Annotated in this window: 24 protein-coding genes and 2 pseudogenes; 18 read left to right on the top strand and 8 right to left on the bottom strand. The window is 67.9% G+C overall.

Annotation, left to right across the window (positions count from 1 at the left end; translation table 11 throughout):
* Positions 1-18: 18 nt before the first annotated feature.
* From LP418_RS04745 to LP418_RS32430, 3 genes and pseudogenes are all read right to left on the bottom strand, one after another.
* Positions 19-729 (bottom strand): annotated as a pseudogene (locus tag LP418_RS04745) (IclR family transcriptional regulator); the annotation flags it as partial.
* Positions 730-778: 49 nt separating this feature from the next.
* The gene (locus LP418_RS04750; protein WP_257955418.1) at positions 779-1,183 is read right to left on the bottom strand and encodes an FCD domain-containing protein; all 405 of its coding nucleotides are present in this window, start codon (positions 1,181-1,183) and stop codon (positions 779-781) included.
* A gap of 58 nt (positions 1,184-1,241) precedes the next feature.
* A pseudogene (locus tag LP418_RS32430) lies at positions 1,242-1,433 on the bottom strand (GntR family transcriptional regulator); the annotation flags it as partial.
* A 193-nt stretch (positions 1,434-1,626) separates the two neighbouring features.
* On the opposite strand from LP418_RS32430, the gene LP418_RS04755 reads away from it, so the two are divergent.
* The 14 genes from LP418_RS04755 to LP418_RS04820 all read left to right on the top strand — a co-directional run bounded on the left by LP418_RS04755 (position 1,627) and on the right by LP418_RS04820 (position 15,202).
* The gene (locus tag LP418_RS04755) at positions 1,627-2,496 is read left to right on the top strand and encodes a purine-cytosine permease family protein (RefSeq protein ID WP_257955419.1); all 870 of its coding nucleotides are present in this window, start codon (positions 1,627-1,629) and stop codon (positions 2,494-2,496) included.
* Positions 2,460-3,020: a cytosine permease gene (locus LP418_RS04760; RefSeq protein WP_257955420.1), complete on the top strand. Its 561-nt coding sequence runs from the start codon at positions 2,460-2,462 to the stop codon at positions 3,018-3,020. The genes LP418_RS04755 and LP418_RS04760 overlap by 37 nt, the downstream gene beginning before the upstream one ends.
* A 41-nt stretch (positions 3,021-3,061) precedes the next feature.
* Entirely contained in the window at positions 3,062-3,490 is a 429-nt protein-coding gene (locus LP418_RS04765) for a flavin reductase family protein (protein WP_257955421.1), read from the top strand.
* A complete protein-coding gene (locus LP418_RS04770) occupies positions 3,487-3,717 on the top strand; it encodes a hypothetical protein (protein ID WP_257955422.1) in 231 nt (76 codons plus the stop codon). Before LP418_RS04765 ends, LP418_RS04770 begins: the two co-directional genes overlap by 4 nt.
* A 659-nt stretch (positions 3,718-4,376) precedes the next feature.
* Positions 4,377-4,895: a helix-turn-helix domain-containing protein gene (locus LP418_RS04775; RefSeq protein WP_257955423.1), complete on the top strand. Its 519-nt coding sequence runs from the start codon at positions 4,377-4,379 to the stop codon at positions 4,893-4,895.
* The gene (locus tag LP418_RS04780; RefSeq protein ID WP_257955424.1) at positions 4,895-5,455 is read left to right on the top strand and encodes a DUF6036 family nucleotidyltransferase; all 561 of its coding nucleotides are present in this window, start codon (positions 4,895-4,897) and stop codon (positions 5,453-5,455) included. The genes LP418_RS04775 and LP418_RS04780 overlap by 1 nt, the downstream gene beginning before the upstream one ends.
* 89 nt (positions 5,456-5,544) lie before the next feature.
* A complete protein-coding gene (locus LP418_RS04785; RefSeq protein ID WP_257955425.1) occupies positions 5,545-6,471 on the top strand; it encodes a hypothetical protein in 927 nt (308 codons plus the stop codon).
* Positions 6,472-6,786: 315 nt separating this feature from the next.
* Entirely contained in the window at positions 6,787-8,742 is a 1,956-nt protein-coding gene (locus tag LP418_RS04790; RefSeq protein WP_257955426.1) for an ATP-binding cassette domain-containing protein, read from the top strand.
* A gap of 36 nt (positions 8,743-8,778) precedes the next feature.
* Entirely contained in the window at positions 8,779-8,970 is a 192-nt protein-coding gene (locus tag LP418_RS04795; protein WP_257955427.1) for a hypothetical protein, read from the top strand.
* A 547-nt stretch (positions 8,971-9,517) separates the two neighbouring features.
* Positions 9,518-10,567: a relaxase domain-containing protein gene (locus LP418_RS04800; RefSeq protein WP_257955428.1), complete on the top strand. Its 1,050-nt coding sequence runs from the start codon at positions 9,518-9,520 to the stop codon at positions 10,565-10,567.
* 80 nt (positions 10,568-10,647) lie between these two features.
* Positions 10,648-12,324, top strand: coding sequence for an ATP-dependent DNA helicase (locus LP418_RS04805; RefSeq protein ID WP_257956904.1), 1,677 nt, complete (start codon positions 10,648-10,650; stop codon positions 12,322-12,324).
* Between the two features lie 130 nt (positions 12,325-12,454).
* Positions 12,455-13,144, top strand: coding sequence for a hypothetical protein (locus LP418_RS04810; protein WP_257955429.1), 690 nt, complete (start codon positions 12,455-12,457; stop codon positions 13,142-13,144).
* A gap of 899 nt (positions 13,145-14,043) precedes the next feature.
* Complete coding sequence (locus LP418_RS04815; RefSeq protein WP_257955430.1) at positions 14,044-14,874, top strand: tyrosine-type recombinase/integrase; 831 nt, start codon at positions 14,044-14,046, stop codon at positions 14,872-14,874.
* A complete protein-coding gene (locus tag LP418_RS04820) occupies positions 14,771-15,202 on the top strand; it encodes a tyrosine-type recombinase/integrase (RefSeq protein WP_257955431.1) in 432 nt (143 codons plus the stop codon). Before LP418_RS04815 ends, LP418_RS04820 begins: the two co-directional genes overlap by 104 nt.
* On the opposite strand, the gene LP418_RS04825 is transcribed toward LP418_RS04820, so the two are convergent.
* From LP418_RS04825 to LP418_RS04840, 4 genes are all read right to left on the bottom strand, one after another.
* The gene (locus LP418_RS04825) at positions 15,174-15,605 is read right to left on the bottom strand and encodes a type II toxin-antitoxin system VapC family toxin (RefSeq protein WP_257955432.1); all 432 of its coding nucleotides are present in this window, start codon (positions 15,603-15,605) and stop codon (positions 15,174-15,176) included. The two genes, LP418_RS04820 and LP418_RS04825, sit on opposite strands and share 29 nt — an antisense overlap.
* Positions 15,605-15,826 (bottom strand): hypothetical protein, encoded by a 222-nt coding sequence (locus LP418_RS04830; RefSeq protein ID WP_257955433.1) that lies wholly within the window; start codon positions 15,824-15,826, stop codon positions 15,605-15,607. Before LP418_RS04830 ends, LP418_RS04825 begins: the two co-directional genes overlap by 1 nt.
* Before the next feature lie 131 nt (positions 15,827-15,957).
* A complete protein-coding gene (gene ychF / locus LP418_RS04835; RefSeq protein WP_257955434.1) occupies positions 15,958-17,031 on the bottom strand; it encodes a redox-regulated ATPase YchF in 1,074 nt (357 codons plus the stop codon).
* Positions 17,032-17,095: 64 nt separating this feature from the next.
* Positions 17,096-17,317 (bottom strand): hypothetical protein, encoded by a 222-nt coding sequence (locus LP418_RS04840; protein ID WP_257955435.1) that lies wholly within the window; start codon positions 17,315-17,317, stop codon positions 17,096-17,098.
* 25 nt (positions 17,318-17,342) lie between these two features.
* Between LP418_RS04840 and LP418_RS04845 the strand changes: the two genes are divergently transcribed.
* Genes LP418_RS04845 through LP418_RS04860 form a run of 4 tightly spaced genes read left to right on the top strand, consistent with a single transcriptional unit; the run spans position 17,343 to position 20,857 of the window.
* On the top strand, positions 17,343-18,782 hold the full coding sequence (locus LP418_RS04845; protein ID WP_257955436.1) for an FG-GAP-like repeat-containing protein: 1,440 nt from the start codon (positions 17,343-17,345) through the stop codon (positions 18,780-18,782).
* On the top strand, positions 18,775-19,149 hold the full coding sequence (locus LP418_RS04850) for a PH domain-containing protein (protein WP_257955437.1): 375 nt from the start codon (positions 18,775-18,777) through the stop codon (positions 19,147-19,149). Before LP418_RS04845 ends, LP418_RS04850 begins: the two co-directional genes overlap by 8 nt.
* Complete coding sequence (locus LP418_RS04855) at positions 19,149-19,298, top strand: hypothetical protein (RefSeq protein WP_257955438.1); 150 nt, start codon at positions 19,149-19,151, stop codon at positions 19,296-19,298. The genes LP418_RS04850 and LP418_RS04855 overlap by 1 nt, the downstream gene beginning before the upstream one ends.
* 8 nt (positions 19,299-19,306) lie before the next feature.
* A complete protein-coding gene (locus tag LP418_RS04860; RefSeq protein ID WP_257955439.1) occupies positions 19,307-20,857 on the top strand; it encodes a PH domain-containing protein in 1,551 nt (516 codons plus the stop codon).
* A gap of 4 nt (positions 20,858-20,861) precedes the next feature.
* Here LP418_RS04860 and LP418_RS04865 read toward each other — a convergent pair whose 3' ends face one another.
* Positions 20,862-21,608, bottom strand: a complete 747-nt coding sequence (locus tag LP418_RS04865; RefSeq protein WP_257955440.1) for a M57 family metalloprotease — start codon at positions 21,606-21,608, stop codon at positions 20,862-20,864.
* Between the last annotated feature and the right edge of the window lie 157 nt (positions 21,609-21,765).

Here is a 21,765-nt window from a genome sequence, read left to right on the forward strand (position 1 = left end):
ATGGACCGTCCTGTCGAGGTGGTGGGTGAGGCCGTCCAGCAAGGCCTCGGATCGGTCCTCGACCGGATACGTCACGGCCACGGCGACGACCGGATACCCGCTGGCGTCCACGACGGCCCGAGCCAGAGACGACTGCCCGGCGGTGACCTCCCCTTCCTCGCTGGCGAAACCCTCGTGGCGCACGTCGCTCAACAGACGTCTCAGCTCGATCGGCGTCCGGGGGCCCGACGTTGTGCTCCCGCTCAATTCCTTCGCGCTCGGGTACAGCGCCCGCACCTGTGCCGGCGGCAGCTGGGCGAGCATGGCGCGTCCCGACGCCGTCGTGTGCGCCGGGAGCCGAACTCCAACGTCCGTGATCAGACGCGCCCGTCCCGGCGCTCGCTCCTCGATGACGTAGACGACCTCGCGTCCGTGCAGCACGGACAGGTGCGCGCTGTGCCCACTGCGATCGGCAAGGTCGGCGAGCGGGCGGCGAGCCAGACGCTGCAAGGGCTCTCGGCGCATGTAGCCACTGGCCAGTTCGTAGGCCGCCAGCCCGAGACCGTAGACCTGCTGGTCCGGATAGTGGGTCACGTAGCCGGCATCCATCATGGTCTGGAGCAGGTGGTAGGTCGTCGAACGCGGCAGGGCGAGATCTCGAGCCATCGACGCCGCGGCGACGGGCGTGGCCTGTCGTGCCAGATATGTCAGGAGCTGCAGCGTGTGGGCTCCCGCTGGGACCTGCGCCAACGCCCCTCCTAGATTGACGCTCGACGATGCTCGAACGGCGTGTACGTGGTTACCGGCGCCCGGCCTGTGGACCGAGGGTCGCGTAGGAGAAGTCGACCGGGTAGTCGTTCAGCTCAAGTGCGGCGCCCTCGGCAGCGTCCGCGTCGCGCTCGAGGATGGCTTTCAAGATGGCGACGTGCAGGTTGGCGCCGGCTTTTATCTCGGTGTCCACGTCGGTGACGTGGGTGAACCAGAACCGCCGAGACAGCCCTTGCAGGGGAGCCATCGCGTCCGCAAGGTACTCGTTGTGGGCCCCCTGCACGATCAGGTCGTGCGTGCCACGCACCGTCTCGGCGTACCCCTTGAGGTCGAAGCCGCCCTGCTCGAGCCGCCCGACCAGTGCCGCCATTTCGTCGCCATCGGCTCTGGCTGGACCGCTCGCAGGCCAGACGCACCGCGAGCGATTCGAGGACACGTCGTAGCTCGAGCATGCGCAGCTGCGCCTCCACCGACGCGGACGGAATCAACACACCCTTGTTGGGATGGATCTCCACCATGCGGTTCCGCGAGAGCCGCTGAAGCGCCTCACGCACCGGCGTACGACCCAGCCCCGTCTTCTCCATCAGGAACGACTCCGACACCAGCGAGCCGGGATCGATCTCACCGAACACCACCATGCGCTCGATGTCGTGGTAGGCCTGCACGGCCTTGCCCATTTCGGTCATCGCCCTACGGCCTCCCCGGTTCGGCGATTCTACGGGTCCCGAGGAGCGTCCCCCGGCTGCGTACGGCAGAAGATTTCATCCGCCCCCTTGATATGCCACCGATATACTGGTTGCATACGGAGCCTACCGCTGAGACCCTGCTCACACGACCAGCCCGATCCACCCGGTGAGCGCCCAGACATGAGGGAACGCAATGGCTACGAACTCCAGCATCGAACAACGCTCCATCGACCACATCCCGCTCGCAGAGCGTCACGGCTCCCCGCGCAGCCTGCTCTTCGTGTGGTTTGCAGCCAACACCTCGATCACCGCAGTGGTGACCGGCGCCCTCTTCGTGATCCCGGGCAACACCGCCCTGTGGTCGATCCCCGCGATCATCCTCGGCAACGTCGTGGGCGGCTTCTTCACTTCACTCCACTCCGCCCAAGGCCCCCGACTCGGCGTGCCGCAGATGATCCAGAGTCGCGCTCAGTTCGGCTACTTCGGCGCCATCCTCCCGCTTGTCCTCGCCCTGATGATCTTCCCGGGCTTCTACGCCACAGGCTCGGTCCTCGGTGGACAGGCGATGTCGCGCCTGTTCCACACCTCCCCCGAAGTGGGCTCGGTGCTGTTCGCGCTGATGTCCACCGTGCTGGCGATCTTCGGCTACCGCCACATCCACCGCTTCTCCCACCTCGCGGCGGTGCTCAGCGGAGTGGTGTTCACAGGCTTGTTCATCAAGATGCTGACCGAGCCCGCCGCGACCGACGCCCTCTCCGACAGCACCTTCGCAGTCGCCCCATTCATCCTCGGGATCTCGCTGGCAGCCTCGTGGCAGCTGACCTTCGGCCCCTACATCGCCGACTACTCCCGCTACCTTCCCGAGGACACCCCCAAGTCCGCCACCATCGGCTGGACATTCCTCGGCAGCGTCGTCGGCGCCTCGGCCGCGATGATCCCGGGCGCGCTTGCCGCTGCCCTCGGCGGCGTCGGGTTCCTTGGCAACCAGGGTCGGCTTCCCCGGCCGACCTCGGCGGCGTCTTCTCCGTGGTCGTGCTGCTCGCAGTCATCTGCGGCAAGCTGACCGGCAACACGCTCAGCTCCTACGGCGGCTACATGTCGGTGGCCACCATCGTCACCAGCCTGACTCGCCAATCCCGCATCGAGCCGCGCCACCGAGTCATCTACATCGCCTTCATCTCCGCAGCCGCCACTGCGATCGCGTTGGCTGCCACCGACAACTTCCTCGCCTCGTTCACCGACTTCTTGCTCTTCCTGCTCTACTTCATGACCCCGTGGTCTGCAATCAACCCGGTGGACTACTACTGGGTCCGCAAGGAGCAGTACGACGTCGACGAACTCTTCAACCCCGACGGCATCTACGGCCGGTTCAACAAGGGCGCCATGCTCGCCTACGTCCTCGGCGTGCTGATCCAGATCCCCTTCATGAACAGCACCTTCTACGTCGGTCCCGTCGCCGACTGGATGGGCGGCGCAGAGATCTCCCGGATCCTCGGCCTCGTCGTCGCCGGCGGCCTCTACTACGCCTTCACCGGCCGCGTCCGCAACGAGGTCGCTGCACGCCGCGTCCTAGCCACCCAGCGCTGAACAGCTTGATCCCAGACCTCTTCCCAGCAAGGACCTCCGCCATGAAGTACGACCCCGCCACCGAGAAGAGCCCGCTGCCCTTCTCCCCGTTCAAGAGCTGCACCGTCCCGCGCCCCATCGGGTGGTTGTCGAGCGTCTCCCCGGACGGCGTGGAGAACCCGGCGCCGTACAGCCAGTGGCAGAACCTCACCTTCGACCCCCCGATGGTGATGTTCTCCGCCAACCAGTACCCCGACGGCCGCCGCAAGGACACCGTGCTCAACGCCGAGCAGACCGGCTGGTTCGTCTGGAACATGGCCACCTATGAGCTCCGCGAGGCGGTCAACACCAGCGCGATGGCGCTGCCGCCGGAGGAGAGCGAGTTCGACCGGGCCGGGATCACCAAGCGCTATGCCGACTGGCGCCGGTGCCGATGGTGGCCGAGAGCCCCGTCCACTTCGAATGCCGCTATCTCTCGACCCACCGGATGACCGGCGACTCCAACGTCGGCACCATCGACATCGTCTTCGCCAAGGTCGAACGCATCCACATCGACGACACCGTCCTCACTCCCGACGGCAAGCTCGACATCCCCCGCATCAAGCCCATCGCCCGGATGGGCTACTACGACTACACCGTCGTCAGCGACACCTTCGAGATGCAGGTGCCCGGCGCCGACCGGGACGAGGCTTACGGCCTCGCCGGCCAACCCGCCTGACCGCTGCTCCCGACGCTCCCCGGGCGTTTCCCCAGCGACCCGGGCACGAGGTCCTTCCCCCGACCCCGTGCCCGGGTTCACCACGTTTGCTCGCTTCCAAAGCAGCCAGATCGCGCCACGCCCGTCAGAGCCCGGATCTCCACGCATGTGCTCGGAGTTCCATCGGGCGGCCCGGGTCGACTCAGACGTTGAAGCGGAACGACTTCGCCGTAGATTGGGTGTTGGCGGTCATCGTTGGTGGATCCCGGAAAATGGCGTCTGACCTGCACAAACGCAACTCCGACACCGTTGGGCGTCGTTGGCTTCCACCGATCTCCGCTGAACTTCTTGCGGACTTTTTGCGGACTCTGGGCACCCGCGTGCTGGCAGATCGCGACCCTCGATCCGGAATGGGCCAAGGCGAAAGAGATCGAGCCGATCCTGCCTCGCCATTGCCGAGTTTCAAAGAACTGCAGGACGAGGCGCTACCGCCCTGAGAGAGCGACGGAGGGGTCGTCGGACGACGTTGGAGATCAATGAAACCGCAGGTCAGAGCCGCATTCGACGATTGGTCGCCGTTGGTCATCTCCGGCTGTTTCTGGACCTCGTGTTGCCCCAGTGTTGCCCCAGAGCCCAATCACGACCCGCGTGGCTATAGCAGATTCCGCTATAGTGCGAGCATGACGAGTAGGAGTCACGTGCTGCGCGAGGTGATGCTCAAGACGAGCACCACGCAGTCTGGGCTGTCCCGGCTCAGCGGTGTGCGGCAACCGAGCATCAGCGGTTTCCTCTCCGGCAAGGTCGACCTCAGCGACGACCAGCTCGACCGTCTGCTCTCATGCATGGGTTTCCGTCTTGAGGTCGTACGACGCCCCGTCGTCCCCCAGTTGACTCGCTCCGAACGCCGCTCGTGGCAACTGCACCGGCGACTCTCCACGCTCCTGAATCACCTGAGCTTCGAGGGGTGGCGGCCGACGCTCGAGCGCAACCCGGATCGCCTCAGCGACCGGGTCACGGGTCAGCCACACGAGCGGAATGTCGACCGCTGGCGGCAGTTGATCGAGCGCGGCGACCTCCCCGGCCTGCACCGTGTCCTGACCGGTCTCGACCGCGACTCGATCGAGATGCGCGAGGTGTCCCCCATGGGCGGCCTGTTGACCCGCGAGCAGCGCGACGAAGTCATGGCGGTGGCGGGCTGATGCGACGAGACCAGCTGGAGCACGCGATCCGCGCGGCCTGCCAGATCATCCACCAGTCCGAGGTCATCGTTGTCGGCTCGCAGGCCATCCTCGGCACGTACGACGAGTCACAGCTCCCCGCGGCCGCAACGATGTCCATCGAGGTCGACATCCTGCCGATGGCCGAGACCAACGATGAGACCGCGCGACTGGCCGACCTGATCGAAGGCGTCGCGGGCGAGTTCTCGCCGTTCGAGGAACTCCACGGCTTCAGCATCGACGGCGTCGACCTCGAGACGGCTGTACTGCCCGATGGTTGGCGCGATCGCCCGGTCATGGTGCAGAACGCCAACACGGCGGCGCCGACTGGCGAGCGCTTCACGGGCTGGTGCCTCGACAAGGAGGACCTCTGCGTCGCGAAGCTGACCGCATTCCGCGAGAAGGACCGCAACTTCGTCGCTGCTCTACTCGAAGCCAACCTCGTGGACGCGGCCTTGATCGCAACGCGGTTAACGACGGTCCCACGTAGGCACCTCGCCGCCACCGAGCACGGACTCACCCGGCTCAACTCGATGCGTTGAAGCGGAACGTCCCCGCCGAGAGTTCGACCGTCGCTGACAACCGACCACGAATGCTTGGCAAACTCGACCAAGACCGGCATGGTGCTCGCGTGGGCAATCGGGGGTGGACGCGCCGCATCACGTTGCGTGACGTGTCGATGTTGTGTGTCGTCGCGATCGGCGTCTGCTCGTTCGTGCTGTTGACGGGTTCTGCGCAGAGCGCGCGACTCGAAGTGACCCGTACGGTCGACGCCAACTACAGGTCGTCCTACGACATCCCGGTTCGTCCACAGGGATCACAGACAGCCATCGAAGCGGCGCAAGGCACTGTCCGACCCAACTACCTATCGGGCATCTACGGCAGTATTTCCTCCAAGGAGGTCGCGCAGATCCGCAAGATCCCCGGCGTGGAGATCGCTGCACCCATCGCCATGGTTGGACAGGTCATCCAGAACGTGTGGGTACCCATTGACGTGACTCCGGACGTCGACCCGGTCGGCGAATCCTTGTTCCGGTTCTCGTCAGTTGGCAGCAACTCTGCCGGGTTGAACCAGTTCACTGGTCCGCAGGGATACACCTACGTGGCTGATGGCTTGAGTCAAGACTTCGGCGCCGGCAGCGAGATCCCAGTTACCCAGCGCATCCGGGGCGAGAATGTGCCGGTTTGCCGCGGTGACCCGGTTCGGCGCGTAGGGCCCTTCTCTGAAGACGCCCGCTGGTTCCCTCAGTGCTGGGACCGCGAGTCGGGGTTGGCCGGATCCGTTTGGCCGGAGGGACGCAGCAAGTTTGTCGTCAGGCTCCCTATCCGGTTCCCTGTGACGGTTGCGGCAATCGATCCGGAAGCCGAAGCAGCTCTCACGGGCCTTGACGACGCCATCGTGCGCGGTAGCTATCTCACCGATGAGTCCGGTCCTGAGCCAGATGACACTGGCATGAGCGGGCCAACCATCCCCGTGCTCTACTCCACGCAGTCCTACGTTCGAGAGGTCATGCAGGTCCGGTGGACACACTCGGACGACGCACGATCGAGCAACTGAAGAAGGGCCTCATGAGGGAAGATGCGAGACAGCTGTTGCTCCAAGCACCCACCGTTCGCGCCCACGGTCGAAAGATCGAACTAAACAAGGCATTGGCAAGTTGGGCAAACGGCGGAGAGGTGCTCCCTCGGGCCTTCTACGAGGCTGGCCGGGTCGAATACCAAGGCTCCTCGGCGTCGGTCGCCTTGCAAGCGGTCAATCAGAAGGTCGACAACGGAATCTGGACCTCTGGTGTTTTCCTAGGTGAGCCCTACGCCCCGGTCCCCCGGTCGGCCACCAGTCCGGGGGTTTCGCGAACTCTCGGCCGCACCGGGGATGGCCCCCGAGAAGTTGCCGATGCTGTCCGTGCGAGGGACGTTCGATCCTGCGAACTTGCTCCAAGGAACGACGCTGGGCAAGGTGCCGCTGGAGACATATCAGTCACCAGCGGTCGAGGCTGGGGACACGCGCACCCGCGAGGCACTGGGCGGTGAGGATCTTTACCCCGGATCCAACCCGGCCGGCTACCTGCAGAACCCGCCTCTCATGTTGACTACTCTTTCCTCGCTTCCTGCCATCACGGCGCAAGGTGTCTACGGCTGGTCCGATCCCCAAGCCAAGAGCGAGAAGCCCATCAGCGTCGTCAGGATCCGCGTGGCGGATGTCACCGGAGCAGACGAACTAAGCCGCGAGCGCGTCCGTGTGGTCGCCCAAGCCATCAAGGCCGCAACTGGCCTCGACGTCGACATCACCATTGGTTCGTCCCCCGCCCCCACCTCGATCCAACTAGAGACCGACTCAGGCGACATCACCGTTGTAGAGAACTGGGTCGAGAAGGGCGTCGCAGAACGCATCGTGAACGCTGTCGACAAAAAGAGTCTCGGACTGTTCGTATTGATCCTCCTCACCACTGGCTTGTCAGTCGGCATCTCGGCAAACGCTTCCGTGCGGGCTCGACAACGGGAACTGGCGGTCTTGGCTTGCCCGGGTTGGCGCCCCAGCACCTTGTACAGATCCGTGCTCCTGCGGCTCCTCACTATTGGCGCGATTGCAGGCATGGTCGGCGCCGCGGCCAGCTGGCCCCTCGGGTTCCTGTTTGACACCCCGGTGTCCCGGACACGCGCGGCACTGGCCATCCCAGCCGCCGGCGCGCTGATGTTGCTCGTCGGCATCTGGCCAGCCCTGACCGCAGCACGGTCCACCCCTGCAACGACCATCCGCAACGTCGCGCGCCCCCCACGCCGTGCCCGTCCGCTCAAGGGCCCTGCCTCGCTCGGCATCGCGTATCTGCTGCGCAGACCGAGCCGTCCCCTGACAGCAAGCCTCGCCCCGGCCGTCGGCGTCGCCTCCGTGGTGGTGCTCGTCGGCATCAGTATCGGATTCAGTGGCACCGTCGTCGGCAACCTGCTGGGCAACGCCGTCGCCCTTCAAGTCAGGTCCGCCGACCTCACCGCGGGCTTCATACTCTGCACGATCGGCATCATCGCTGTCCTCGACGTCCTGATCCTCGACGTCAAGGAACAGGCGTCCGGCTACGCATCACTGCAGGCATCAGGATGGCGAGATGACGCCGTCGTCCGGCTAGTCATGGCACAGGCAGTCATCATCTCAAGCCTCGGCGCTGCCCTCGGCGCGCTTCTCGGCCTGACCATCCTCAACTCGCTCGTCGGCATCTCCGCACAACTCCTGACCCTGACCGCCGCGATCACCGCAGCCCGGATCCTCGTCGGGGCGCTCGTTTCCACCGTCCCAGCCTCGGATCGCGATCCATCTCAACACCGCCCGCATACTCGCCGAGGAGGAACTGTGACCGTGACTGAAGTCCAGATCGGAACCGATGGTCCTGCAGTGTCCCTGCGAGGTGTCACCAAGGAATACCGACTGGGTGACGGGTCGACTCTTCGCGCCGCCGACGCCATCACGCACGACATTCCATCCGGCGTCATCACCACCTTCATGGGTGCGTCTGGTTCTGGAAAGTCGACACTGTTGCACCTCATCGGAAGCATCGACACCCCCGACAGCGGCAGCATCACGGTTGCAGGTACCGAACTGTCTCGCCTGAACCGAAAGCAACGCGCCGACTACCGATCACGCATCGGATTCATCTTCCAGCGCTATCACCTGCTGCCCGCCCTGACCGCTCTCGACAACGTCCTAGCGCCGCTGGCAGCGAGAAAGGTGAACTTCGACAAGCACGACCGAGCCCGAGACCTCTTGTCGATGGTCGGACTCAAGGGGCGCGAAGACTCCCTACCGTCTCAATTGTCCGGCGGACAACAACAACGCTGAGCGATCGCCCGCGCACTCGTCAACGAGCCCCACATCTTGCTGGCAGACGAACCCACCGGCAACCTCGACTCACAAACAGCCAAAGAAATCCTCGAGCTCATTACGGAGCTGCAACAACGCCTCGGCGGCACCGTCATCATCGCCACACACGACGCCAGTATCGCGGCGAGCGCCCACAACTGCTTGACCATCGTCGACGGCAGGATCCATCAAGGCATCCCGGCCTGACCCGGGTATCAGCCTCATACCGAACGGCACGATCAGCCGCTGCGTCCGCCAACGCAAGACCTCCTGATCCACGAGAACCATCCGCGCATGTCGACTACGGACGGATCACATCCGGGGCAGGCCTCGGTTACCACAGGCTCACGTTTCCGATGGTCCGCATTCACCCTTTCGATCCACGCTCGACTCATCGCGATCTCCCGCCCAATCGACGAACATCGTTGACTCTCATCGGTCCCGAAGATCCCATCTCGCTTCTCGCCTTCGCGTTCCAATCCGACCTTCTTTCTGGGCGGCACGCATGCTACGAAGGTCGTAGATGGGTCGCCCGGCGTCGGGTGGCCCGACAGTCATTTTCGGGCGACTTGTTGGACGTGATTGGTCATGCATGGAGGCGTGAAGGTCTACCGCGGAGCGGCCTCTGCAGCGCGAGCCTACGTCGAGGCCGACCGGTCCCGGGTCGATGACTACTACCTCGCCGAGGGCGTCGGACTGGCCCGCCGGGTCGGCGCCTCGCCCGGCGAGGGAGTGCGTGATCTCGGGACGTTGGATGGCGACGGGTACGAGCAGTGGGTGGCCGGCCACGACCCCGAGACCGGGCAGGCCCGGGGACGGCTCCTGCAAGGACAGCAACGCCGTGCGGTTCGTCGAGATCACCGTCAACGGCCCGAAGACACGGTCACTCGCAGCGGCACTGAACCCGGAGGTCGCGGCGGCGTACGACGCCGCGCAGGACCGGGCCGCCGAACAGATCATCGGCTGGGTCGCCGAACACGCCACCACCCGGGTCGGACCCCGCGGTCGGCAAGTGCAGGTGCCGGTCGAGCGGATCGAGGCGGCGGTGGTGCGCCACTACACGTCCCGGGCCGGGGACCCCCACCGCCACCTGCACCTGCAGGTCAACGCCCGGGTGTTCGCCATGGGGCAGTGGCGGGGCCTGCACACGGTCGGGTTCCGTGACTCCATCGAGGCGCTGAACGGCATCGGGCACGCCGCGGTGATGTGCGACCCGGAGTTCCGCGCCGCACTCGCCGCGGCCGGGTTCACGCTCGAGCCGGACACCGGGGAGGTCGCCGAGCTGGCGCCCTTCGTGGGTGCGTTCAGTGAGCGGGCCGCGCAGATCGGCCGCAACATCGACCGGTACGAGGCCGAATGGCGCACCGCCAACCCCGGCCGGAACCCGGCCCGGCGGTGCGCCGGTCGTGGGACCGACGGGCGTGGAAGGACGCGCGCCCCGACAAGATCGCGCCCCGGGATGGTGCCGAACTCGTGGCGGCCCGGAACCAGCAGCTTCGCGACCTCGGCTACCGCGACCCCACCGCCCAGCCGGGCCTGCCGATGGTGGTCGGCGCACCCCGGGTCGGTGCGTTCGACCGCGAGGCCGCGGTGGAAACCATCTCGGTCCGGCTCGGCGCCCGACGGTCGGCGTGGAATGCCGCCGACGTCCGCGGTCAGGCCGAGAAGGCGGTCGCCGCGGCCGGGTTCGTCGTCGACCCGGCCGTGCGCACCGAGCTGGCCGAGGACCTCACCGTCCGCGCGGTCGCGGCGTGCGTGTCGCTGTTGCACCAGCCGGGTGTTCCCGTGCACGTCCGAGCCCTGACCTCACCGCATGTGCTGCGGACCGAGGCCGACATCGTGACCCGGCTCGCGGGCCGTGCCAGCGTCCCCCCGGGATCGGCGATGGTGTTCCCCGAGGCGGGGACTGGGCTCGACGAGCTCCAACGCACCGCCGTCACGACGCTCGCAAGCGACGCGGAGCTGGTGGTCATCGAGGGTGCGGCCGGTGCGGGCAAGACCACCACCCTCGCCGCCACCCGGGACGTACTGGGTGAGCGGGGCCGGCGGATGCTGGTGGTGACCCCGACGTTGAAGGCGGCCCGGGTCGCGGCCCGTGAGGTCGGCACCGCGGGCTCGGTGGCGTGGCTGGTGCACCAGCACGGCTTCCGGTGGGACGCCGACGGCCGCTGGACCCGAGTTGCCGCCGATCCGGCGCCCGGGGCGGTGTTGGGTCGTGGTGACCTGCTGCTGGTCGACGAGGCCGGGATGCTCGACCGGGACACCGCCCGTGCACTCCTCACCGTGGCCGACGAGATGGGTGCGCGGGTCGCGCTGGTCGGGGATCGGCACCAGCTCCCCGCGACCGGCCGCGGCGGGGTCCTCGACCTCGCCACGCGGTGGGTCTCGCCCGAGGCGCACGTGGACCTCGACGTCGCGCACCGGTTCGCCGACCCCGAGTACGCCGCCATCAGCCTCGCGCTGCGCACCGGCTCCCCCATGTACACCCCGCCCGGCCCGGACGCGGGTGAGCGGACTGGTGAGCCGGATGGTGAGCGGGGCGGTGAGGTATGGGACGCGTTGTGGCGCCGGGGCCAGATCCGGATCTACCCCAGCGAAGCCGAACGCACCCGGGCGTTCGCGCGGCTCGCCGCCGACGCCATCCACAGCCGCCACGGTGGCCGGGACGGGATGCGGATGATGGCCGACACGCGCGAGCAGGCAGCCGTGTTGAACGGATTCATCCGCGACCGGCTGGTTGCCGCCGGGCACGTCGATGACAGCCGCGCGGTCGCCACCAACGCCGGTGAACGGCTCGGGGTCGGGGACCGGGTTGCGACCCGGCGCAACGACCGCGACCTCGGCGTGAGCAACCGCGACACTCGGACGATCACCGACATCGGCGCCGACGGCAGCCTCACGCTGCGCGGCCGACGCGCCTCCGATCTGCGCACCCTCCCGGCCGGCTACGCGCGCAAGTACGTCGAGCTGGCCTACGCGACAACCGTGTACGGCGCCCGGGGCGAGACCACCAGCACCGGCCACCTCATGCTGGGCGAGCACACCTCGGCCGCCTCGGCCTACGTCGCGATGACCCGCGGCCGCGACGACAACATCACGCACCCGGTCGCCGAAGATGAAGAGGATGCCCGCCGGCAGTGGGAGCAGGTGTTCGCCCGGGACCGGGCCGACCTCGGCCCCGCAGCCGCCGCCCAGCAGGCCGCCGAGGACATCGAGCGCTACGGCACCCAGCCACCCACCCGGCGCCTCGAGGAGGTCCTCGCCGACCTGTGGACTGCTCCGGACCCGGGAAGCCGACCTGCAGGAGCGACACCAACACTCGGTCGACCAACGCGACGCACTCCAGCAGGTCGCCGCGATCCACGCGCGCTACACGCCCGACCGAGACCGCCTGAGCGGCGAAGAGGTCAACGCCAGACGAAGCTGGCTCGACGCACGCCAGCAGGTCACCGACCTCGACGCCGCACTCAACGCCGAGACCACGGATCTCCAAGAGCGGGTCTGGGGCGCCCGGCACCGGGAACTGGCACAGGCGCGGAGAACCGCGGACGTCGTCCGTGACGGCGCTGGGCGGCTGGGCCAGCACCGGCGACAGGTCCGCGAGGCCAGTAACGAGCTGACCGCGTTCGCCCAACGCTGGCACCCCGCCCTCCCCGACCCGGCGACCAACCCGGGGGAGATCGCAGAGCAGGTGACGTGGCTGCACGGACGCCGCGTCGACGACCCGATCAACGCCTACATCGCTCGCACGGTCGCCGACGCCCACCCAGACGCCGACCAGATCCGCAAGGCCGAACGCCACGCCTACACGGCGTACAACCGCGCCGAACAAGCACGCACCCGGCTCGACGAGATCATCTACGCCGAGCTGCGCCCGTACGGGCAGACAGCGCACACGCGCGACACGACCGGCCGCCTCGACGTCGTAGCGGACGAACTGGCAGGGGTCGAACGCGACCTGCGCGCCGCCAGCGCACGCGTCCGGGCGCTCGCGAGTGAACCGAGCATCCGCACGCTTCCGGACGAAGGACTCGACGGCGAACACGACCGATGGACCGCCGACCGCCTCGCCCGACGGCAAGCGGCCACCCAGGGAAGCCAACGACCGCAGACAGCGCCAACACGAGAAGCGACGGCGGATCGACCCGCCTCCTCCGAGCCGGAGCACTCCCGACCACGGGCGGGGCATCGGCCGCTAAAACTTCCTCACCAACCATCGCCCGCAAGCGATGTCCGATCCGGTCCGCAAGTAGTTGCCTTTCACGTCATGGACAACCGCACAGCCGGCGCAGCTTGGTGGGCGCCGGTGATCGCTCCGGGAGCCCCGGCGCACCTAGGAGAACAACAGACGCTGTCCATTCGCCACCGCTGCCTCGCTTGAAGGTTCGCCCACAAGCAGCAAGGAGAAGCACATGAGCACCGCGCCACACCGCGACGACGACAACAACGAAGACCGGAACCACGGCGACGATGAGAGGGCCCGCAGCGAGAACGCCGCCGCCCAGCTGCGGGTGCCGGTTGCCACGATGCGGTCAGGCGCGGTTTCCGTTCTGCTGCCAACGGCAGCCAGTCAGGCGGGGTGCCATTCACGGACTACCGGCCAACAACCTCACAGCCGTCCGGAATCGGGCTCTGACAAGCCGGTCCAGCCCACGAGTGGGGGAACCTGTTGACCTGCGCAAACGCAGGTCCCGGGCAGGTTCCCCCTCAGTTTCCCCCAGGTCCGGCGTACCTGAGGACCGATGCTGATCAACGCGTACAGGTCGTTCACGACGACACCCAGCGAGGAGCACGCGATGAAATTTTGAATTTCGCACGGGCCCCCTGCTGACCTGCGAAAACACCTCCTGACAGGGGCGCCCGTCCCGAGGACGGGCGGGCCAGACGGGCGCAAATTGGTGCCCCCGGGCGCGCACCATGGAAACCGAGCGCACCTGTCGATCGCAGACACCCACCCACCACGACCGGCGACGAATGTCGTCGTAGCCCATCCACAAGGAGGACGGACCCCATGACCGCACAACCCACCATCTCGAACCCACGCCGCTACCCCGGCGACGACATGCTCACCCTCCAGGAAGCCTGCGCCTTCCTCCGCGTCCCCGAAGGCACCCTGCGCTACTGGCGCCACCTCGGCTGCAGGACCACGCAGCTTCAAGGTCGGACGCCACGTCCGCTACTGGCGAACCGATCTCGTCCTCTGGCTCACCGAACAGAGCAACCGTCCACAGGATCGCCACTGACATGTCGAGTTGTCGGCGCATCGATGGAGGATGAAACATGGCCAGCATCAGCAAGCGCACCATGACGCGCCTCGTCATGGACAAGGCGACCGGTCAAAAGAAGACGGTCACGATCGAGCGGTACCGCGCCCGCTACCGAGACGAGTTGGGCAAGGAACACGCCCGGCACTTCATCAAGAAGGCCCGGGCGCAACGGTGGCTCGACCGGGTCACGGCCTCGGTCGTCACCGGCACCTACGCCGATCCCAAGGCTGGCCGCGTCACGTTCGCCGCGTTCTTCGGCGAGTGGTCGGCACGCCGTGTCTGGGCACCGGGGACGGTGCTCGCCATGTCCCCGGCGGCGAGATCGGCGCCGTTCGGCGGCAAGCCGATGAAGCTGATCCGTCGCTCTGAGGTGGAGGCGTGGATCAAGAGTATGGATGAGGCTGGGCTGGCACCGGGAACGATCAAGACCCGATACGTCAACGTCCGGTCGGTTTTCCGCGCGGCCCTCAAGGACAAGGTCATCGGGTCCGATCCGACCGACGGCGTTCGACTCCCCCGGGGCCGTCGCGCCGACGCCGCGATGTCGATCCCGACACCCGAGGAGGTCGGCCAACTGCTCGCCGTCGCGGATGACCGGTTCCAGCCCTTCGTCGCGCTCTGCGCGTTCGCCGGCCTCCGACTCGGGGAGGCGGCAGCGGTCCAGATGGGCGACCTGAACTTCCTCCGCAAGACACTCAGCGTCGGGCGCCGGGTGCAGCGCGTCAACGGCGGAACGATCGATGTACGCGCGCCGAAGTACGGATCCGAACGAGTCGTCTACCTCGCCGACAGCCCTGGTCGACCTGCTCGCGCGACACCTCGCCACGTTCGGCACCAATGGTGAGAGCCAGTGGCTTTTCGTCGGCGATAGTGAAGACCCGCCGCATCAGAACACCGTCGGCTACTGGTGGCGCAAGACGTTGCGCGACGCCGGCCTATCCGGCATCAAGCTCCACGACCTGCGGCACTTCTACGCCTCCGGCCTGATTGCCGCGGGGTGCGACGTGGTGACCGTCCAGCGCTCTCTTGGGCACACGAAGGCGACCACGACCCTCAACACCTACGCGCATCTCTGGCCGACCGCCGAGGACCGCACCCGCAACGCGGCCGAGTCGATCATGGCGGCCTCGATCGGCGGCCTACTTACGGAAAAGTCTCCGGCAGCAGAGTGAAATGGCCGCCGTCCGTCGGCGTGATCGACGGGAAGTGCCGACGGTCGAGCGTCGCAATCTCGCGCGCCCCCGGGCGCTCGGCAATCGCCACGACAGAGGCGTCGGTGCCGCCCAGCGGGAACGACGAGAACTGACGGACCAGCCCAGCCATCCGCTCGACGTCCTCCGGCGTCAGGTCGACGAGTTGGAACGTGCCGTCAACCACAGAGTCGAGGAAGGCCGCTTCGAGATCAGGTCCACCGTGCTCGTTGAGCCAGTAGCAGACCTCTGCCGGGACGGTCGGTGGCAACAGCAGCGTCTCCCCTGCCATGTGCAGGTCGCGGAAGAGGTTGTTTGCCGCGAAGTGCCACTCGTCCCGATGGTTCGAGAGGGCCACGATCGGCCCGGTGTCGCAGACGATCACTACGCGCGTTCGCTGCCGAAGCCTCGCGACAGCACCGCGTCGAGGTACTCGGGTGACGACCCAGTGACGGGTCCGTCCTTGAGCATGCCGACGAACTTGGGGGGCCAGGTGCTCTGCGGCTTCCTCGTGGTCAGTCGGCGGACATCCGCCAGCACGACCTCGACCTGATCGTCAGGCAAGCCCTCGATCAGGTGGATGAGCTCGTCGCGGTTCGCGGTCATGGGATCCAGTGTAGGCGACCGGACCGACACACCGCCCGAGCACCGAGTCGAGTCAAGGGCCCCAGATTCTTGCGGACTCTGTGCGGACTTGGAAGGGTCATACCCCTTCTGACCTGCGCAAACGCACCGATTCAGACGTTGAAGCGGAACTCCACGACGTCGCCGTCGGCCATCACGTAGTCCTTGCCCTCCATGCGGACCTTGCCGGCTTCCTTGGCCTTGGCCATCGACCCCAGCGAGGTCAGGTCGTCGAAGGAGACGACCTCGGCCTTGATGAAGCCCTTCTGGAAGTCGGTGTGGATCACGCCGGCGGCCTCGGGTGCGGTGTCGCCCTTGCGGATCGTCCACGCGCGGGTCTCCTTGGGGCCGGCCGTCAGGTAGGTCTGGAGTCCGAGGGTGTCGAAGCCGACGCGGGCCGGGGTCTCGAGACCGGGCTCGGTGACGCCGGCCTCGGCCGGGAACTCGGCGGCCTCCTCGTCGTCGAGCTCGACGAGCTCGGACTCGAACTTCGCGTCGAGGAAGATCGCCTCGGCGGGCGCGACGAGCTCGCGCATCTTCGCCTTGAGGTCCTCGTCGGCGAGCTCGTCGGCGTCGCAGTTGAAGACCATGATGAAGGGCTTCGCGGTCAGCAGCGACAGCTCGCGCAGCAGGTCGCGGTCGATCGAGGTCGCGATGATCGGGGTGCCCGACTCGAGGGCCTCCTTCGCGGCCTTCGCGGCCTCGAGGTTGGCGACCGGGTCCTTGACCTTCCGCGACTCCTTCTCGAGGCGGAGGATCGACTTCTCGACCGTCTCGAGGTCGGCGAAGATCAGCTCGGTCTGGATCGTCGAGATGTCGTTGGCGGGGTTGACCTCACCGTCGACGTGGGTGACGTCCTCGTCGCGGAAGACGCGCGTGACCCGGCAGATCGCCGCGGACTCGCGGATGTGCGAGAGGAACTTGTTGCCCGGGCCCTCACCCTGCGAGGCGCCGCGGACGATGCCGGCGATGTCGACGAACTCCACCGTCGCCGGCAGGATCCGCTCCGAGCCGAAGATCTCGGCGAGCCTCGGCAACCGCGCGTCCGGCACCCCGACGACGCCGACGTTCGGCTCGATCGTGGCGAACGGGTAGTTGGCCGCGAGCACGTTGTTCTTGGTCAGGGCGTTGAAGAGGGTCGACTTGCCCGCATTGGGGAGTCCGACGATACCGATGGTGAGAGCCACGGGCCGGGAGTCTACGGGCGCCCGCGTGGCCCCAACGATTCGCCACCTCTTGGCCGGGCCTTGTTCAATCGTGGTGTCCCCCGACCCGGCCCCGACCTCCCAAGGACCCATGCCCTCCCGGTTCGAAGAAGTGCTTGCGCTCCTCTTCTCCCTCTCCTCGACGGCGGCCGCCGTGCCCGCCCTCGAGGTGCCCGCCGTGCCCGTCACCAGCGCCACGGCCGTCACTGCCGCCAGCGCGGTCTTCACCGACGGCTTCGATGCGCCGTACGCCGAACGCTGGGCCCACGTCTCGTCGTCGACCCCCAGAGAAGGTGGGTCAGTCCACGGTCGACGGTCGCACGGTGGTCGAGCTCCGCCCCGAGGCACACCTCGAGTTCTCCTCCCCCGTCCCGTTCGAGCCGGGCACGACCTACCGCGTCAGCGCCACCCTCAAGATGCCCAGCGAGACTGGAGTCCATCCGGCCTTCTGGCTGCGCACCCGCGACCTGCAACGGGCCGGCGAGATCGACATCGTCGAGAGCTGGGGCGACCGGGCGCAGTGCAGCCGGGTCCAGGTGGCCTACTACTGGCGCTACTCCCCGCCCATCGGCCGGGTCGAGTGCGCGGGCGACCGCTACCCGCAGGACATGGACGCGTGGCACGACTACGCCGTCGAGTTCACCTACCGGGGACCCGGGCAGGACCCCGCGGCCCCGGCGGCGTCACCGACGCGATTCTTCGTCGACGGCGTCGAGACTCGGTCGACGCCGCACGCACCCGTCTCCGCCGAGTTCCTGCGCCTGCAGAACAAGCGCAACTGCCCCGACGAGGAGCAGCCCACCTGCGGCGAGACGTCGACCTCTCCTTCGATGTACGTCGATGACGTGACCGTCGAGGTCGTCGGGCGCGTGCCCACGGGCGCACCGGCCGACCTGATCGCCGTCCGCACGACCGGGACCGGCGCGGAGGCGCACGTGGTCAGCGCGGCATCCGGCTATGCGGCCTACTCCAACCAGACCCCGATGCCGGTGACCGGACGCGGCTGGCGCTTCACGAGTGGCGACGTCAACGGCGACCGGGCCACCGACGTCTACGGCATCCGGATGGCCGGACGGAACACCGCACAGGTGCAGGTGATGGACGGCACCAACTTGCTGCAGTCGTCCCTCACGCACGCGACGATCGTCGACCGCCGAGGCGGCCTCGGTCGCACCCGGTTCCCGGCCGGTGACGTCGACGGCAATGGCCGTGACGATCTCTACCTCGTCTCGACCACGCCCAGCGGCCGCACCCACCTGACGGTGCTCGACGCAACCACGGGGTTCCAGACCAAGCTCGCCGATGTCGACCTGCCGGCCCCCGCGCTCCCCCGTGACCGGTGGCGGATCACCGTCGGCGACTACAACTTCGACGGTCGCGACGACCTCTATCTCGTCGACACCCGGGCGGGCACACAGACAGCCGTGCACGTGCTGGACGCCCGGACCGAGTTTATGTCGTGGCTGGCGCAGACCCACACCGCGGCTCCCGCCCCGGACACCTCCCCGGGTCGCCACGACGGCGGACGACAACGCGGACGGCCGGGCCGATCTCGTGCTCGTGGACCGGGACGCCGAGGGGGCGACCGAGACGCACTCCCCGGACGCGGCGACCGGATTCACCACCTACGTCCGCGAGGCGCGCACCGCCCTGCCAGCGACGATCGACGGCACTTGGGCGATCACCGGCTGACCGGAGCCAACGGCCGACTCGTAGGCTCGCGCCATGAGTGAGGCGACCGATTCCGTGGCCCTGCGAGAACCCGCCCACCGGGTGTCGCCGCGCGCCGTGACCTACTGGCGGGTGAGCGCCCTGCTCGGCGCGGTGATCGAGGTGGCGATCGTGGTCGGGGTGTACGTCTTCGGCGTACCCAGCGTCTTCGACGACCAGCCCCGGCCCCGGTGGACCACCGCGCTCCCGGTGGTCACGGTGGTGGGGACGCTGGCCCACCTCATCGTGATGCCGCCGCTGCGCTACCGGATCCACCGGTGGGAGATCACCCCGACGGCGATCCACACGCGCCGGCTGGCTGAGCATCGACAGCCGGGTCGCGCCACTGAGCCGGGTGCAGACCGTCGACTCCACCCGGGGGCGCGCTGATGCGCGTGTTCGGCCTCGCGTCGCTGACCGTCACGACGGCGTCGGCGGCCGGCCCGATCACCATCGACTGCCTCGACCGAGAGGTCGCCCGCCAGCTCGTGCACGAGCTCACCGAGATCACCGGCGCCAGCGAGGGCGACGCCACGTGATCACCCCCATGAGCGAGCAGCCGGTCACCCCCGAGGTCGAGTGGCAGCGGCTCTCGCCGCGCAACCTGCTGATCGACCCGGTCAAGGTGCTGGGCCAGTTCGCCTTCCCCGCAGCCGTCGCGCTCTTCGGCATCAGCTCGGGGGATCGTGGCATGCCGTGGTGGGCGTTGCCCTTCGTCGTGCTCGGTGCCGTGGCCTTCGGTGCTCTCCCATGGCTCACCACCTTCTACCGGACCACCGACACCCAGTTCCAGATCCGCAGCGGGCTGCTGAACAAGAAGACCAAGACCGCCCCGCTCGACCGCGTCCGCAGCGTCGACCTCGAGGCCTCGCTCCTGCACAGGGTGGTCGGCCTGACCAAGGTCCAGATCGGCACCGGCGTCGACGACGACCGGATCACCCTCGACTCCCTCACTGCCGTCGACGCCGACGGGTTGCGGTCCTTCCTCCTGTCGAGGAGGGCCGCACCCGCCCCGGCGCCGACTGCCGAGGTTGGTACGGCGCCCGCCGCCGTACAGGCACAAGAGCCCGCCCGCGTGCTGGCCGAGATCGACTGGGCGTGGCTGCGGTTCGCCCCCTTCAGCCCGGCCCGGCTGGTCGTCCTCGCGGCGGCGGTCGGCGCGCTCTCGCAGTTCGGCGACCAGCTGCCGGTCGCAGACACCGCCGAGTCGGCGTGGAGCTGGGTGCACCAGTTCGCGCTGACGCTGGTCATCGCCGGGCTCTTCGCCGGCGGGCTGACCAGCTGGGTGCTGGTCGCGGTCACGGGCTACATCGTCCAGTGGTGGAACATGCGGCTGACCCGCGAGGCCGGGTCCCTGCACCTCACCGCTGGCCTCTTCACGACCCGCTCGATCACCGTCGAGGAGCAGCGCGTGCGCGGGGTGGAGCTGAAGGAGCCGGTGCTCCTGCGGCTGGTCGGGGGCGCCGAGCTGTCGACGCTGGCCACCGGCGTCGGATCGGGCGGGGTGACCGCGATCCTGCCGCCGTGCCCCCGGTCCGTGGCCGGGTCGGTGGGCGCCGACGTGCTCGAGACGGACGCCCCGATGACGGTGCGGCTGACCGCGCACGGTCCCGCGGCCCGCCGCCGATCCCGGATCCGCCAGCTGTGGGGCGCACTGTTCGTCACCGCCGTCTCGCTGGCCGCGTCCATCAGGTTCGACGCCGTTCCCGGGTGGGTCCCCGCGGTCGTCGCCGTGGTGTCGATCGCCTTCGCCGCGCTGGTCGGCGAGTCGGCGTACAGGCATCTGGGGCACGCCTCGACGAGCGATCACCTCGTGGTCGGCAGCGGCGACCTGACGCGCGTGCGCACCGTGCTCGAGCACGACGGCATCATCGGCTGGGTCGTGCGGCAGTCGCTGTTCCAGCGGAGGCTCGCCCCCGGCCACGCTGGTCGCGACGACGGCCGCCGGGGCCGAGAAGGTCGTCGCCCGCGACATCCCGCTGTCCGCAGCGATCCGTCTCGCCGACGCGTCGACGCCGGGCGTGCTCACACCCCGGCTCGTCTGAGGACGCACGAACGCCCCTCAGGCTCGGGACCAGAGGGGCGTTCGCGGGTCTAGCGGATCAGGCGCCGTACAGCGCAGCGGCCCCCCGGCGATCGCTCGCCGTCATGCTCAGGTCGTCGCTCGACCCGTTGCACTGCGGGTAGTGCATGATCGACGCCGAGTCGTAGGGCGTCAGCGGGCGCCAGTTGTTGTCCTCGAAGCAGGTGCCCGACTCGGGACGCGTGTGCTCGTGGCGGAAGCCCAGCGTGTGGCCGAGCTCGTGGCCGATGATGTTGGTCGGCGTCCAGGAACCCGAGGTCCAGATCGAGTCGTCGATCAGCACGTTGCGCGAACGCTTCGGGGTGCTCGGGAAGAAGGCCCGGGCGATGTACTGCGTCGTCGAGACCGGCTCGACCGAGAACAGCACGCTCTTGTTGCGGGTGTTGCAGGAGGCGTCCTGCGACGACACGTGGACGTAGTCGGCCGCGGAGGCCGCCTCCCACAGGCCGGCGCCGCTGGTCATCGCGTTGACGACGTCGGTGTAGCGCGAACCGAACTTGGTGCTCACGCAGTAGGTCAGGTTGCGGACCTGCGAGTCGGACCACTTGTCGTCGACACCGCCGACGGTGTTGACGACAAGGCCCTCGGTGGGGGTGCTCTCGGGGGCGACCGGGTCGTCGTAGAAGGACTTCAGGTCGGCGGACGTCTGGACGGGCTCGTCACCGTTGACGATGAACTGCTGGTCGGTGTCGCGGTAGGTCTGGGCTCGGAACTCCGAGAACGACGGGATGTCGCTCTCGGTGGCCGCGATGGCGGGAGCCGCCACGGAGGCCGCCGGATTGCTGCGGAGGCGAGTGCGAGCTGTCCGAGTCGATTGCGCTGCATGAAGAATTCTCCTCAAGGTGGGGGTTTGTGAGAGCACGCTCCACCCGGGAGTCCAGCAAGTGCACCTGTTTCCCGAGAACAGTGCGTGCGCCGAACCT

The organism is Nocardioides sp. B-3 (genome assembly GCF_024703895.1).
In the GTDB taxonomy this organism is placed as follows: Bacteria; Actinomycetota; Actinomycetes; order Propionibacteriales; family Nocardioidaceae; genus Nocardioides.